This window comes from Bordetella tumbae (assembly GCF_054780995.1).
This window is the reverse complement of record NZ_BAAGVG010000015.1, coordinates 149,747-162,743: the sequence shown is the minus strand read 5'-3', so window position 1 is coordinate 162,743 and position 12,997 is coordinate 149,747. Positions and strand designations below refer to the sequence as shown.

At 63.3% G+C, this 12,997-nt stretch carries 18 protein-coding genes; all 18 read right to left on the bottom strand.

Translation table 11 applies throughout. The features are described 5' to 3' along the window. Positions 1–24 precede the first annotated feature (24 nt). Positions 25–231 (bottom strand): hypothetical protein, encoded by a 207-nt coding sequence (locus ACYVI2_RS13025; protein ID WP_009459683.1) that lies wholly within the window; start codon positions 229–231, stop codon positions 25–27. Between the two features lie 115 nt (positions 232–346). After that, positions 347–2,626 carry a helicase-related protein gene (locus ACYVI2_RS13020; RefSeq protein WP_019726337.1) on the bottom strand — a complete coding sequence of 760 codons (2,280 nt, stop codon included), beginning with the start codon at positions 2,624–2,626 and terminating at the stop codon, positions 347–349. 135 nt (positions 2,627–2,761) lie between these two features. Further along, positions 2,762–3,067, bottom strand: coding sequence for a hypothetical protein (locus tag ACYVI2_RS13015; RefSeq protein ID WP_009459685.1), 306 nt, complete (start codon positions 3,065–3,067; stop codon positions 2,762–2,764). 90 nt (positions 3,068–3,157) lie between these two features. Continuing rightward, a complete protein-coding gene (locus tag ACYVI2_RS13010) occupies positions 3,158–3,478 on the bottom strand; it encodes a hypothetical protein (RefSeq protein ID WP_009459687.1) in 321 nt (106 codons plus the stop codon). Between the two features lie 51 nt (positions 3,479–3,529). Further along, positions 3,530–4,678: a DUF6094 domain-containing protein gene (locus ACYVI2_RS13005; protein ID WP_219805742.1), complete on the bottom strand. Its 1,149-nt coding sequence runs from the start codon at positions 4,676–4,678 to the stop codon at positions 3,530–3,532. Positions 4,679–4,703: 25 nt separating this feature from the next. Beyond that, positions 4,704–5,351 (bottom strand): hypothetical protein, encoded by a 648-nt coding sequence (locus ACYVI2_RS13000; RefSeq protein WP_019726336.1) that lies wholly within the window; start codon positions 5,349–5,351, stop codon positions 4,704–4,706. Between the two features lie 76 nt (positions 5,352–5,427). Continuing rightward, a complete protein-coding gene (locus ACYVI2_RS12995) occupies positions 5,428–5,688 on the bottom strand; it encodes a hypothetical protein (RefSeq protein ID WP_009459691.1) in 261 nt (86 codons plus the stop codon). A gap of 16 nt (positions 5,689–5,704) precedes the next feature. Continuing rightward, entirely contained in the window at positions 5,705–6,112 is a 408-nt protein-coding gene (locus tag ACYVI2_RS12990; RefSeq protein ID WP_009459693.1) for a hypothetical protein, read from the bottom strand. A 102-nt stretch (positions 6,113–6,214) separates the two neighbouring features. Continuing rightward, positions 6,215–6,538: a hypothetical protein gene (locus ACYVI2_RS12985; RefSeq protein ID WP_009459695.1), complete on the bottom strand. Its 324-nt coding sequence runs from the start codon at positions 6,536–6,538 to the stop codon at positions 6,215–6,217. A gap of 94 nt (positions 6,539–6,632) precedes the next feature. Further along, positions 6,633–7,322 (bottom strand): DUF3275 family protein, encoded by a 690-nt coding sequence (locus tag ACYVI2_RS12980; RefSeq protein WP_009459697.1) that lies wholly within the window; start codon positions 7,320–7,322, stop codon positions 6,633–6,635. A gap of 57 nt (positions 7,323–7,379) precedes the next feature. Beyond that, entirely contained in the window at positions 7,380–8,297 is a 918-nt protein-coding gene (locus tag ACYVI2_RS12975) for a DUF3577 domain-containing protein (RefSeq protein ID WP_009459698.1), read from the bottom strand. Between the two features lie 368 nt (positions 8,298–8,665). Then, entirely contained in the window at positions 8,666–9,019 is a 354-nt protein-coding gene (locus ACYVI2_RS12970; RefSeq protein WP_009459699.1) for a DUF3085 domain-containing protein, read from the bottom strand. Positions 9,020–9,143: 124 nt separating this feature from the next. Next, positions 9,144–9,956, bottom strand: coding sequence for a hypothetical protein (locus ACYVI2_RS12965; protein ID WP_019726335.1), 813 nt, complete (start codon positions 9,954–9,956; stop codon positions 9,144–9,146). A 288-nt stretch (positions 9,957–10,244) separates the two neighbouring features. After that, a complete protein-coding gene (locus ACYVI2_RS12960) occupies positions 10,245–10,523 on the bottom strand; it encodes a hypothetical protein (RefSeq protein WP_009459701.1) in 279 nt (92 codons plus the stop codon). A 97-nt stretch (positions 10,524–10,620) separates the two neighbouring features. After that, complete coding sequence (locus ACYVI2_RS12955) at positions 10,621–11,358, bottom strand: DUF5983 family protein (protein WP_009459707.1); 738 nt, start codon at positions 11,356–11,358, stop codon at positions 10,621–10,623. Positions 11,359–11,438: 80 nt separating this feature from the next. Further along, positions 11,439–12,125 (bottom strand): hypothetical protein, encoded by a 687-nt coding sequence (locus tag ACYVI2_RS12950; protein WP_009459708.1) that lies wholly within the window; start codon positions 12,123–12,125, stop codon positions 11,439–11,441. A gap of 173 nt (positions 12,126–12,298) precedes the next feature. Then, entirely contained in the window at positions 12,299–12,691 is a 393-nt protein-coding gene (locus tag ACYVI2_RS12945) for a hypothetical protein (RefSeq protein WP_009459709.1), read from the bottom strand. Positions 12,692–12,712: 21 nt separating this feature from the next. Continuing rightward, entirely contained in the window at positions 12,713–12,925 is a 213-nt protein-coding gene (locus ACYVI2_RS12940) for a hypothetical protein (RefSeq protein ID WP_003290186.1), read from the bottom strand. Between the last annotated feature and the right edge of the window lie 72 nt (positions 12,926–12,997).

Genomic DNA, 12,997 nt, shown 5'->3' with positions numbered 1-12,997 from the left:
TTGGGGCCTGTGAAAATGGGTCTCTTATTTCTCGTCGTCGATGCCCATGCGCTCACGCATTTCGGCGAGGAACGCCTCGGGGGCCATCAGACCATAGCGTGCCAGGCGCACAGGGATGTCCTCCGCATCGAGGTTCCCATCTTCGATGCGCTGCCGCAGGAAATCCGCAATCTCGGCTTCCAGCTTCCGTTGGGTGTCGATGGCTTCGGACGGTTGGGTGTTGGTATTCATGGAAATCTCCTTGGGATGAAAAAAGCGCAGCCACGTCCACGGAGAACGTGGGCGTGGCTGCAAGGTGGGAACAACAGAAATGCCGGCGGCGCTAGGCCGGCTTGTGGCGTGGGAATCAGGCGGCGACCAGTTGCCGGGCCAGTGCGACCTCGACGGAATCACCATCCTGGTTCAGGACATCCAGCCCCGATTCGGGTACATCGCCCGAGGTGGACTGCGAGACCATGATCTTCTTGGCCATCAGTTCGAGGCATGTCATCTGCGAGGAACCGGCGTAGCCGAGATAGATCACGCGCACGGGGTGCTTCTGCCCGATGCGCCAGGAGCGGCGGGCCGCCTGCTGGAGCGAGTACACGTTGTAGCCCGACTGCATGAACACGATTGTCGGGAAATCCAACAGGTCCAATCCCGTCTTGACCAACTCGGGGTTGGTGATGAGCACGTCGATGCCACGATCCAGTTGCTCGGCAATCCAGTCCTCGCGGCGGCTTGCATCCACGCTCGCGCGCAGCACCGCCACCTTGAAACCTTCCTGCTCCAGCAGTACCTTCAGGCGCGACGTGGTGTCGCGCGTGCCGGTATAGACCGTGTAGGCGAGGACCTTGCGGCCCTGCGCCTTCTCCTGTTTGCAGATATCGATCAGCTCACGCTCCTTGGGGCTGATCTCGAACTCGTTGAACTGAGCCGGGACGAACGCCAAGGTGTTGCGCGTGCGCGGATGCACCACGGTTTCCGACCGGAAGCAGCAATCCGGCCAGGCCAGCAGCACGTTGAGGACCACACCCAGCAGAGTCGTATCGCGTCGCGCCAGAGCCTGTTTCAGCTCCGCGGTCAGCCGGCCCGCCAGATCGCGGTAGGCCGCGGCTTGCGCCGTGTCCATCGCGACTTCGCGGAACTCTTCGTCATACGGCGGCAGGACGTTGCCGCCGATGTCCTTGAGCTTGAGGAAGATCGTGAACGGCAGGATGCAGCGCAAGACGCCCTTGGGGCCGAAGCCCGGGGCTTTGACCGTGCGCACCGATACCTTGGTGCCCTTGGCCGTCTTGTGCGCCGTGCCGGCGCTCTCGGAGTAGATGTCCTTCAAGACCCCGTGATCGCGCATGAACGCCATCGCGGCCGAGGTCATGCTGCCGCTCGTGGTCGGGCGGTAGCCGTCTTCGATCATCCGCCCGGGAAGGGCTCGGAACAGCAGGTAGAACAGGTCGTCCCCGTAGCCGCCCATCAACGTGCCGGTCAGCAGCAAGGTTTTGCGAGCCTTCGCCGCCAGCACGCCCATGGCTTGGCCCTGGGCACTGCCGCCGTTCTTGTACTCGTGTGCCTCGTCGGCGATGAGCAGGTCGAACGTGCCTTGCGGCAGGTATCTCTTGATGAACTCGGACGGCTGATAGCCGCCCTCGCCAAACCCGAACTCCATGTTGGCCATCGCGCGTTCCATGCGCGTGGCCTGACGGTCGGAGAACACCAGTTCGCCGTTGCCGTCCATGAGGTTGATGAACTCATGGATGTTGTCGCCGAGCATCGAGGCCAGGAAGCCGTCGCCGAACTTCTGCATCAGCTTCTGCGCGGTGACTTCCCCGATGGTCGGGATGCGCTTCAAGGCTTTGAGGACGGCCGAGGACTGATCGCTGCCGGACAGGCTTCTCGGGCGGATCAGCGTCCACAGGGGGGCGGCGCAGTGGCTGCACTTCCTGCGGGATTCCTCGGCTTCGAGTTCGACCGGGTTGACCGGCTCGCCGTCGAGATCGGTGATGACCGTGCCGCAGTCCGGGCACGCTGCCACGTTGCCGTGGCGGGTACGCCGCTGAGTGAAGACAGGCTTCCAGTGGAACCCCATCCGCATCCTGACGCGCCCCAGGACAAAGAACTCCTGGCCCGTGGGCTGCACGCCCAACTGCTCGCGTAGCTTGATGAGCTTGACCAAGGTATCGGGGCCGTTGAGCACCCACACCTTGGCGCCTGCTACCGTCTCCTGGATCTCGCGCCGCCACTTGTAAACAAGGTGCGGCGGCGAAAGAACCAAGGTGCGGCGGTAGCCTTCGGCGTTGAGCACGGCGGCCGTGGCGATGCCGACGGTCGTCTTGCCGCAGCCCATTTCGCCATTGACGATCGCGGCATGTTCGCCACGGTCAATCAGCAGCTCGGCGGCGGCATGGACGACTTCGGCCTGGGCCTGGAACAGCTTGCGCTTGAGGCTGGCGACGATGAGCTGGCGATGTGCCTGCGGTTGGCCGGTATAGACCGGCGGATTAGCGCTGTTGAGGGCGTCGAGCAGTTCGTCGCCGAACTCGCCGACGAAATCCTGAAGGCTCAGGGTCAGAGGGGAAGATTCCGCATCGAGCAGTTCGCCCTGTACGGGCGCGGCTTCAGCGGCATTGGTTTCGAGATCGAGGGACATGGTGATGCTCCAAAGAAAATGGGGCATGCACCACCCCCAGTGGGGCAGTGGCATGCCCCGTGGTGGGAAGTAAATCGGCGCGTGGCCGAAGGTGGTTGAAGGTGCTGGCCTGGATGGCCAGCGGGTGAACCGTGCTCAGTCCTCGGACGGCAGAACGATGACGGTGGCGCGGCGCTCCGCGTCGGTAACGATGCGAATGGCCAGCCCCGGGTGGATCACGTAGTGCGATGCCAGCGAAGCACCTGATTGAAGCGCGGTGCTGTTGGCCTGCCATTGCTGGACGTTGACGTCGCCCCAGTCACCACGGGTGTGGCGCCTGAAGTACGGGATCGGGTCGAGGCGACCCGAGCGGACCAGGCGGTCAATGCCTTTGCTGAAGATAAGCGCCCCGATGGGGAACGCCAGCCTCTGGCAGTAGGTTTCGATGCGATGTGATGCCATGGGCTCCTCCTTGAAAGGTTATTGAGCCACGACACCCCTGGCGGAGTGAAGTGGCTCCGTCAGGTGGATGAGAATGACGATGTGGGGCCGTCAAATCAGATCTTGCTCCTCGGATAGCTGGACCACCGTGGTTTCATGGTCCTCGCTGGTCTTGACGATCAGTGCCAGGTCCGGCGTGATCCTGAACTGCGAGATCATTAGGTTGTCCTGTTGGATTGCGACGTTGTTGGCTTGGCGGGTGGCCTCGTCGATCTCGCCCCAGTCACCGCGCACGTGGCGCTGGACATAGGCCAAGGGGTCGATCAGGCCTTTGCGTGCCAACCAATGCACCTTCTCGCTCAACTTCAGCGTACCCGGTGCGAACAACGGTTGCTTCTGCGGCGCGGGCCGCTTGAACGGGTTTGCGAACATGGTGTTTCTCCTTCGATGTGGGAATAGCAGGACGGCAGCGCGTCCGGTGAGTCAGCGGATGGTCAACACCTCGCCCCGTGTCGCGGAGCCAGGCGTCATGTCCCACGCGCGGATGACGGGCACAAACTTGTCGGTGAGGATGCGGGTCTCGGCGATCGAGCCGTCTTCGCGTTCGGTGAATTCACGCTGGAGCGTCTTGTCCTTGTGGGTGTCACCTTTGACGACGAGCACGCGCCCGGTCTTGGAGCGCACAACCCCCGAGATCGCGCCCGCGGCCAGAGCCAGGGCGAGATGCCAGTGGGACAAAGCCCGCGCCGGTGGACGCAGCGACTGCTGCGCGGCCCCCAGGTGCGTGTCCAGCGACGGCCAGAGGCCTTGCAGCCTGCCAACCTCGTCGGCGAACTGCTCGGGCTCCATCGTCACGCGGAAGAAATGCTCCGGCTCGGCCGGACTGGCGGGGACGATGTACGGCAGGAACGGCCAATCGCTCGGCAGCTCCTCGGCTTCGACTTCGCCAAGCCCAACCTGCAGCAGCAGATTGCGCACGGCCTTGACGCCATCGGGAGCCTGTTCACGCTGTCGCACCCTTCGGCCGAAGATCACCACCTGCTTGAATTGCGTTTCCACCGCTCGGTAGATGCGCAGGTCCGTGTAGTGGCGTGTCAGCCAACCGACCAACTCCGCGTCGAGCACGTAGCCGGGGACGATGAAGACCAGCACGCCGCCGTACTGCAACAGCGACAGCGAACGCTGATAGAACAGCTTTTCGAGGCGGGCACGGCCCTGGCCTTGGTAGCCGATGTTGCCGTTGACGTCCTTGGACAGGTCGCCATACGGCGGGTTGAGCCAGAGCAACCCGAAGGATTGCTTGGAGACCATCGTGTCCATCAGGTCCGCGTGCAGGCAGTGATCGACCAGGCCGCGGGCATGACGTGCCCGCTCCGGGTCGAACTCGACGGCGAACGCCTTGGCCTGCTCGCGCCCGAGGGCATGGGCGGCTTCGGCGATCGCCACGCCTTCGCCGGCGCAGGGATCGAGGATGCACATCGGCCCGTCGCTGGGCATCAGTGCGTTGAGGGCTCTTTCGAGCGTGGGTTCGTCGGTCGGGTAGTAACCGTTCTTGGCGAAATTGCGGGCAAGCCGCGGGAACATGAGGGCCATGGAAGTCTCCTGGTTGGCGGGGAGGAATGGCGGAAGCACGCCAAGGCGTGCCTCCGCAGGTGGGTCAAGCCGCTACCGCTTCCGGCGTCCAAATCTTGGCCGGATACGGATAGGCGGTGAGTACGTCACTTCGGATCAGGGAACCCAGCGCCAGGGTCAGCGCCGGCACGTCGATGGCGAGCCGATGGCCTTCCAACGGCCCGAGGGCGAACGGAAGGCGGGCCAGCATCTCGCGGGTTTGCAGCAGTTCCAGCACGGTCTCGCGCCAGTGGTCGAGCAGCGGCAACGGGCAGGTGTCCCGCACCAGCATCCACAGGCGGTCAAGCCGGTGGGAGCTGTCGCGTGGCAGCAATGCCAGCGCGCTGGCGTTGGCCTTGTCGGGCTTCACGCAACGCCGGTCGAACAGCCACACGTTGGACAGCGAACCGAACAGCGTTCGCCGGTAGGCGCGGGTCATGCGCTTTTCCAGGCGATCGACGTTGCCGACGAACACCGGGACGCTGCCGCCCTGGTCGGTGATGACGTGGAACTGGTCCAGTCCTTGCTCGTCGCGCCCGAGGGTCAGGCGAGCGAGGAACTGCTGGACGGCGGTGTCGCGCGCCCAGATGGACAGGAAGATCAGGTTGCCCTGGTCATCGCCGACGCAGGCGTCGGCCATCACGTCCGGGCATTCGTCGATGCGGTACAGCGTGGAAGAAGTGTTTGCGGGCATGGTGGTGTCCTCGGATGAACGGGAACAGCACCGCCCGCCGGGGCAAGTACTGCCCCAGGGGGTGGAAGAAAATCGCTCAGTCCGGCTCGAACTGCCGGGTGTGCGGGTTGAAGTGAAGCGCCTCGTCCACCGCGGTGATCGGCGTGAAGCCGTCCAGGTAGATGTTGTTGAGGTACTGGTCGCGGTAGGTCAGCGCCTGCCGCGCCTGTTCCTCGGTAAGGCCGTTGCTGATGAAGTACTCCTGCATTTCCTCGTCGGAAGACACTTCGTCGTTGGACAAACTGCCTTCAACGAGTTTCAACAGTGAGGCGGGGAGCGCAGCCAGGATCGGGTCCATGTCGGTTCCTCCTGACTCAGGCCAACAGCGCCGCGGCGGGTGCCGTGGATGCCGTGGGGGTGCGCCGCCGCGCGTGGTAGGCGCGAACGCCTGCACGCCAGTCGGCGGACTGCTCCGGCGTCATGTCGAGGTAGCTCAACGGGCACGAGTAGTAGTACGGGTGCATGGACTCGTCCAAGGGCTTGTAGCCCCATTGGCTGCCGCTGCGCTCCAGAAGATCGCAGCGGATGTAGCGCAGGGACTGGCCCGGTGCGAGATCACGATGCACGCCTTCGGCCCTGGCCGTCACTTCCGCGACGGACCAGAGGACGTTGCCGCGCAGCGTGTGGGCGATGACCTTCACGCTGGCGCGCTCGGTCTCCTGCGGTGCGATCAGTTCCGCGATCAGTTCAGACCGCGATTGGGGAGAGAAATACCAGCCCATGAGAGGCCTCCTGAAGAATGTAGAGCCAGAGGCCTCCCCGTGGGGAAGAACCCCCAGCGGGTGATGGAATGCCGCGTGTGCGGCGATGGAATGCAGTGCGGGCTAGGAACCGCAACCGGCCGGGCAGCAACCCAGCGTGATCCCATGCGAACAGCAGCCGTTTTCAGCGAGCCAGTCCTGGGTTTCCTGCCGTTCGGCGGGTGTTGCGTAGTCCCATTCCTGGGTCGCGATTTCCAGCGCATGAACGCGCTGGCTTTCCGGCAATCGACTGGCTTGCGCGTCGATCTCCGAGCTGAAAAGCGTGACCCAGTGATCCCAGGACAGGCCGCAACCACGTTGGGCATGCTCGGCGGCCGTCTTGCAAACGGCGCGCCACGCGGTTTCGTCCAGCGCGGAACGGGGTGTATCGCAAGTGATGATGGACATGATGGAGACCTCCAGAAGAAAGCCGAGGCCACCCCCGCATGGGGAAGGAACCCCGGCGGGTGGATGAAGAACACCGCGGATGCGGTGTCTGCAATCACGCAGGTTGCAGTTCGGCCTGGCGGCTCCACTCCTGCGTCTTGAAGTCCAGCGCGTAGCCCAGTTCGCCCAGGCGGGCGATCTGCGCGCGCAGGGTGCGGCGGTCGATGGTCGAATCCAGCTTCACAGACTCGCCCAGCGGCCACAACAGGCCGAACAGCGCGGCGTCGCCATCCTCGGTGCTGCCGGGGGCAGCAGCCGCAGCAGGCGGCGCGTCCACGCCGAAGGGCGTGGTATCGACCAGCGGGTCCGCGGACGTCTGCACGGGTGCAGGTTTGGCGGACCTGGATGCCTTGGCGGGCTTGGCCGGCGTTGTCGCAGGCTGTGTCCCTTGCTCTTCATCGAGCGGATCGACTTCCTGCGGAGCAAAGCTATGTGCTTCGGCCTTGCTCAGCTTGTCGATGCCGAAAAGTGTCATACCGTCCAGGTTGGCGCGCATCTCGAAACGCATGCTGCCGTCGCTGATCGGATAGCCTTTGAGGAAGATGTAGCGAAGAACGAATTCCCCTTGGTACTTGCCCTCGGGGTATTGCTCCAACTCCGCGTCTTTAATCGTGAACTTGCCGAGTTGGCATTCGAGCTTGCCAACGTTGAACTTTCCGTTGCGGCCGTGAATGGTGCGCAGCGCGAGCTGGCCCGGGACGATGATGGGCGTGGCCGATTTCTCGGGTGCCGATGTGACTGCCATGATGCTTCTCCTTGAGGAATAGGAAAAAGGCAAGGCCCCGTGAGGGGCCATGCCGGATCAGAACGAAGCAGCCAATGCCGGCTCCTGCTCTTCGACTTCACCTGCGGGCTCGCGCTCGGCGGACTCGATAGGCTGGTCGGCAGCGGTGTCGGCGGCATCCTCGGCTTCGGGCGCGGGTGCGTCCTCGGCCTGCGGCGCCTCGGCTTGCGCCTGGCTCGTCGGATAGACCTGGGTGCCGTCGATCTTGATCAGACCGATGTGGATCAGCGTCGATTCCAGGCTCGCTCCCGGCTCCCCGGCGCGCTCACCCTTGGTGCGGATGTACGGATCGATCTTCATGTCGTTCAACTTGAAGGCGATCAGCACCTTGCGGTCCCCTTCGATGGCCTGCACGCACCGGCGAACCAGGTGCTCGGCTTCAGGGGTGGCGACGATGGTGTCGAAGTACCGATAGTCCGGTTCACCGACAGGCCCGGCCAGAGCCGCGACGCAGCACGACAGGAACGGATCGCCATCCTTGGGGGTGACGTCCTTCGGACGGCTGAGGTAGCCGATGCCGCGGGTGATCAGCTCGTGCTGCTTGATGGAAGCCAGTTCGGCCCGGTCAAGCGGCTCGGCCTTGAGCAGTCGCGCCTTGAGGGACGCGGCGGCTTCACCCTTGCGCTCGCCCTTGTCGCGGATGTACGCATCGCCCCACAGGTCGCCGAGGCGGAAGCGCACCAGCGGGCGCTGCTTGGGATCGTCAACGCCGATGTAGCGCTGGACGAGGTTCTTGGCCTCGGCACCCGAGACCTTGACGTCGAAGTAGCGGTAGCTGGGGTCCCTGGCGGGGCCGACCAGCGCGGCAACGGTGCATGCCAGGAAAGGCTGCGCACGGCGGCCGCCCCGGACAGGCACTTCACGGACACGCTGGATGTAGCCGATGCCCGAGGTGTGGAGGTCGAAATACGATTTCTCGTTGGACGTGGTGTTCATGGTGAATCTCCATAGGGAAGAAGCGGAGACACACCAGCCCCACGCATGCGGGGAAAGGTGCGTAACCCCGCGGTGGGTCGATAAGGCGAAAGCATCCGCCACCAGAGACTGGTGGCCGCTCGCGGATGGATGCGGTGCGAGCTGGCTCGGTCACGCAGTGGGAACTGCGACGCAACCTCGAAGACCGATGGTTGCCTGGCATGTCGCTGACAACGTCAGCAGGCATGGGGTCAGCATGGCCGGGCCTCGCGCGCGCGACAGCAATCAATCGGCATCCGGGCGCTTCCCATTTTTTCCAGGCTGCCCAGTTCCGCCCAAAAGAAAGCCCCCGAAATGGGGGCTTCAAGGGGTATGCGGACATTTTTGGACTACGCCGATTCCACCGCCGCCAGTGACAGATACGTAGCGGTGGCGGACAGCTCCAGATCATCTGAGCTTTGCAGAATGCGAGTGAAAACGCTGTCTTTCGGGTCGAAGAACTCGCCGAAATCGTCGCCGCCAAGCTCGGCGCGTGCCAGTTCCCACCAGTCATCGAACGGGTCGGTATCCGGGTTGCAGCCGACGGCATAGGCCAGCAGCTTCACGCGGCCATCGGGGCGGCGCTCTCCGCGCTCGGCGAGGAAGTACACGCCCTGGTCCTTGGCCAGGGCGACGCGGCATTGGTTGGCGATGGCCTCGGCAAGCACGGGGCGCAGGTCGGAGCCTCTGAATCGCAGTGACATGGTTGAAATCTCCTGTATGGATGAAGAAAAAAGCCCTCCACCGAAACGGATGGAAGGCTTGTGGGGCAGTCGCCGGTAGGCTGTGGACTGATCAGTCGTGCCGCTAGGCTTCCTGTCTGGCGCGTCAGGCTGGAACCGCCTGACGTTGACGAGAGGCTTTGGCGTCGATCACGCTCACGCCGATCAGGCGCCAGCGCCCGTCGTCGATGAGCCGCTCCAGCACTTCACCGAGCATGTCGAAATACACCTCGTCGTGCCTATCGATCAACTCACCGTCGCGGTGCAGCTCCACCACGTAGGTGTCGCCGCCACGGTCGTAGAGGATCGTCACCTGACCCTCGAACTTGGTGGTTGAGACCGTGAAGCTGATCGCCGGCGGGGTCTCGATGATCTTGGAGGGCTTGGGATCGACCCAGGCGAAGTCGCGGGCACCTGCATCGACCAGCATGTGGGTGATGCACCGGAACCCGTCGGGCGCGGGCATCTCCTCCAACTGCTCGATGAGTTGGCCCAGCTCCATGCACTGCGGCTCGGGAATTGGCAGCTTGGCGGGTGCTTTGCCAAGGATATGCCTCGTGATGGTGTAAGGCGTGCCATCCGAAGTCTTCTCGGTGACGACTTCCGGGGTGTCCGCGCGCAGCCCGTCGAAACGTCGCCGGGCGTAGGGTTGGACATGGACCTTGGCGCCCTCGCTGGGAACGGTGGTCACCAGGTTGGGATCGAGCACGGCGAACTCGGAAGGCTTGAGCTTGACGACGATGGCATCGTCGGTCGCGGAGACCACCTTGCCGTTGAAGGGCTGAGGGTCGATGGCGAAGCCCAACGTCGAGGACTGCGGCTGATCATCGAATACGCGGTATTTGAACGAACGCACGTTGCGAGGCATATGGCCCGCGACAAGCGAAGGCATCATGGATTTGATGAGGGAACGGTCCATGGGAATCTCCTTGAGGAAGAACAAGGGATTCCCCGCCCGCAAGGGAGAGGTCCCTTGTGGGTGGCGTGAACGGACGGGGTACGTCCATAGGAAGAAACGACCAGCACGGTTTCCCGCACTTGCAGCCTTGAAGGTCTCGGCTGCCAGGGCATGTGTCGGCAACGCCGACGAACATGGAGCAAGGATGGCTCTGGAATGGGCGGCCTGCCCGCAAGAAATCGCACAGCGTCGCACCCGCTTTCCTGCGCTGCGGACAAGAAAAAGCCCCTCGAAAGGGGCTTGGTTGGGTCAGGCTTCGTACACGAAGTAGTGCTCGCGCTGACGTGGGAAGAAGACATGCTTCCATGTATCGCCGCTGGTGTTGCCACCGTCGAAGACGACCATTTCGTAGTCGTCAATGTCGGTGTCCACCAGGTCGGCGCTGGCGATATGGCGCATGTGCAGCGTGCCGCTCATGCGCTCGAATACCAGGATCTGGCCGATGGCGTCGTCCTGGCCCATGGCATTGACGCAGGCGCCGAGCTGGTGCTCGAAGTCTGGCGTGCGCGAGATGAGGTCGGGGAACATGAGGTTGCTCCTATGAAAATGGATCAGCCCGGTTCCGGGAGGGAGACGGGCCGGTATGGGGGAGAACAAAGAGGAAGGATGTTGCGTCGAGCGGCTGCTAGGATTCGGCCAACGGCAGGCCCAACAGCACGGGTGCGTCGGCGTCGAGAATCAGGATGCGCACATCGGCCTGGCCAGCCAGTTCAATGACGTTCGCCAGGTCATCCGGCATACCCTTGCTTCGGTGCTCCTGGCGAAGCTGCTCCGCACTGATGCCCTCGGCGTGGTCCAGGTTCTTGTCCGTCCAGGGGGTGGAGATCAGCTTGATGCCGATCGCCGGGCTGTACGGAACCCGGAACGCGATGAACAGGAAGGCCTCCGGCGTGGCGAGGTCTGCCAGGTTGGCGAGGTATTGGCTGGTTTCCTCGCTTATGTGCGCGCTGCTGATTTCCCAGCACCGGCTGTAATAGCCGGTCTCGAAACTCAGGCGCTGTACGACCTCCCGCGCTGCCTCTGCCGAATAGGCGTCGCCGACGTGGATGGGGCGGCCGTCGAAGTCATCGCCATGGATGGCATAGACCACGGCGCCGATTACGCCTTCGCCGCTGACACCTTCTCCGGCATCGCATTCGGCCAGTACCTCGGCACTCACGGGTTCGGGACCATTCCTGACTACGGCGAAATCGCTGGTGACGATGCACGAGGATGAAATCATTTCCTCGTCGGAAAGGTGCTTTTGGCTCGGGTGGATGATTCGCCAGACATGCGGGCTTCCATCCTCGTAGCTGATGCACAGCGTGCGGACGATTTTCAGATTCCAGTATCCGCGGAGAAAGGGATTGGGTTTCAGGGACATGGGAACTCTCCAGATTTGAATAATGGAGCCAATCCCCGCCACCGGGAATTGGACCCGGTGGGTTGAAAGTGGAAAATGCGTCAGTCGGCGCTGATCGTTGACGTCTGAGCCAGCCGTTCGGCGATGCGATGGCGCACATTTAGGCGAAATTGCTCATCGGTGATGCCGGCAAGCAGGTTGGCGGCCTCCAGCGCGATCAACGCTGAGGCCTCTTCGATGTCGGCGGCCAGGATGGTGTTGCGCAGTTGATCGCCGAGTTGAAGCGCCTGCGAGGACGTTCTGAAGACCTGGACCTCGCGGCTCAGGTAGCAGCCGTTGCCGCCGAACTCGAATAGCCTTGGCTTGCTGCAATACCAGCAGCCCTCAAACTGTATGGCGGTCAGGTTATGGCCATCATCGAAGCGGGTAGCGATCAGAAGCAGGGCTTCCAGGTCCGCGCTGTCCTCGAAGTGGTGGTGCTCTATCAGGTTCTCCAGCTCCCCGTCCTGGTCAGCACCGAAGTGCGCGGCCAGCCGTTCAAGCAGAGGCGGAATCGACAACTCTTCGTCGTCGGGCATGGGGATTCCGAGTTGTGTGGCCAGGTTTTCCAGACCGTCCAGCACATCTGTCCAGCGTGGATCATTGGTCTCGGCGATCTGGGCGATGTAGGCCTGCCCATTGCCGGGATGGTTTTCGTCGAGCGCGAAGGCATCGAACAGTGCCTTGATGACGGGAGTAACGCGGTCGAGCACGAGAACGCCCGTGCCTTCGTAGTAGTTGTTTGCCATGCTGGCTCCTTTCGAGAAGAGCGGAGCCAGCCCCTGCGGACGATGGCATCCGCAGGGAATAGCCCAGGGCCGTTGGCGCCGGGCGATGGGGAAGAAAAATTGAGGGACATGGCCTTATGAGCGCATGTCCCTCACGGGAGGATCGAGAAGACAGTGGCGTGCCGGAGACCGACTCACCAACCGCTGTAGTTCACCAGCAGGTCGGCGATGACCTTGCGGCGTTCCAGATCGAGACCGTCGAAGTCCGACAGCCCGTGGAAGTGGCAGCGCTTGAGCATGGCACCGCCCTCGCGCGCGTTGTAGAAGCTGACCATGGCGGACAGGAACATGCGTTCGCCGCTGCTCAGGACGCCGAGGGCATCGTTGAGCCGCAGCATGTCGGGACGCAAATCCCACTTGGTGTTGGCCCGGTTCAGGCCTTCACGGGTGCCGTCGCCGAACCACTCGGGACCAGCAATCTCGACACCGCGCTTCCAGGCCTCGAAGAAGGCTTGGGGCGCGGCAGCGAAATGCTGCTCTTCCCGCATGATCTGATCGACGACTTCCCGCGGCAGTAGCTGGTTCATGATGTGATTTCTCCAGTTGGATCAGGGAATGGCGAGCTGGGACCAGCCGCCTCTTTCGAGGGCGCGTTGAGCCGCGGCATAGCTGCGGAAGTACTCGCGGGATTCCCGCGAAACGGGACCTTCGGTATCGCGCGTGCCGATGTAGTGGCCGGCGGCGCTTTGCAAGACTTCGAGCGGCAGGAACTTGCCGCAGTAGGTCAGGGCCAACTGGCCGAAAGAGGCTTGCTGGGACATGGACGGGCTCCTTGGAAAAGCGGGGCCTTGTCCCTCACGGGATGGCAGCTCCCGCACGCGGTTGATAAAAAG

What these genes read in the sequence shown, in the direction of transcription:
- ACYVI2_RS13025 (WP_009459683.1), bottom strand. Translation starts at nt 231, where the DNA reads ATGAATACCAACACCCAACCGTCCGAAGCCATCGACACCCAACGGAAG.
- ACYVI2_RS13020 (WP_019726337.1), bottom strand. Translation starts at nt 2,626, where the DNA reads ATGTCCCTCGATCTCGAAACCAATGCCGCTGAAGCCGCGCCCGTACAG.
- ACYVI2_RS13015 (WP_009459685.1), bottom strand. Translation starts at nt 3,067, where the DNA reads ATGGCATCACATCGCATCGAAACCTACTGCCAGAGGCTGGCGTTCCCC.
- ACYVI2_RS13010 (WP_009459687.1), bottom strand. Translation starts at nt 3,478, where the DNA reads ATGTTCGCAAACCCGTTCAAGCGGCCCGCGCCGCAGAAGCAACCGTTG.
- ACYVI2_RS13000 (WP_019726336.1), bottom strand. Translation starts at nt 5,351, where the DNA reads ATGCCCGCAAACACTTCTTCCACGCTGTACCGCATCGACGAATGCCCG.
- ACYVI2_RS12995 (WP_009459691.1), bottom strand. Translation starts at nt 5,688, where the DNA reads ATGGACCCGATCCTGGCTGCGCTCCCCGCCTCACTGTTGAAACTCGTT.
- ACYVI2_RS12990 (WP_009459693.1), bottom strand. Translation starts at nt 6,112, where the DNA reads ATGGGCTGGTATTTCTCTCCCCAATCGCGGTCTGAACTGATCGCGGAA.
- ACYVI2_RS12985 (WP_009459695.1), bottom strand. Translation starts at nt 6,538, where the DNA reads ATGTCCATCATCACTTGCGATACACCCCGTTCCGCGCTGGACGAAACC.
- ACYVI2_RS12980 (WP_009459697.1), bottom strand. Translation starts at nt 7,322, where the DNA reads ATGGCAGTCACATCGGCACCCGAGAAATCGGCCACGCCCATCATCGTC.
- ACYVI2_RS12975 (WP_009459698.1), bottom strand. Translation starts at nt 8,297, where the DNA reads ATGAACACCACGTCCAACGAGAAATCGTATTTCGACCTCCACACCTCG.
- ACYVI2_RS12970 (WP_009459699.1), bottom strand. Translation starts at nt 9,019, where the DNA reads ATGTCACTGCGATTCAGAGGCTCCGACCTGCGCCCCGTGCTTGCCGAG.
- ACYVI2_RS12965 (WP_019726335.1), bottom strand. Translation starts at nt 9,956, where the DNA reads ATGGACCGTTCCCTCATCAAATCCATGATGCCTTCGCTTGTCGCGGGC.
- ACYVI2_RS12960 (WP_009459701.1), bottom strand. Translation starts at nt 10,523, where the DNA reads ATGTTCCCCGACCTCATCTCGCGCACGCCAGACTTCGAGCACCAGCTC.
- ACYVI2_RS12955 (WP_009459707.1), bottom strand. Translation starts at nt 11,358, where the DNA reads ATGTCCCTGAAACCCAATCCCTTTCTCCGCGGATACTGGAATCTGAAA.
- ACYVI2_RS12950 (WP_009459708.1), bottom strand. Translation starts at nt 12,125, where the DNA reads ATGGCAAACAACTACTACGAAGGCACGGGCGTTCTCGTGCTCGACCGC.
- ACYVI2_RS12945 (WP_009459709.1), bottom strand. Translation starts at nt 12,691, where the DNA reads ATGAACCAGCTACTGCCGCGGGAAGTCGTCGATCAGATCATGCGGGAA.
- ACYVI2_RS12940 (WP_003290186.1), bottom strand. Translation starts at nt 12,925, where the DNA reads ATGTCCCAGCAAGCCTCTTTCGGCCAGTTGGCCCTGACCTACTGCGGC.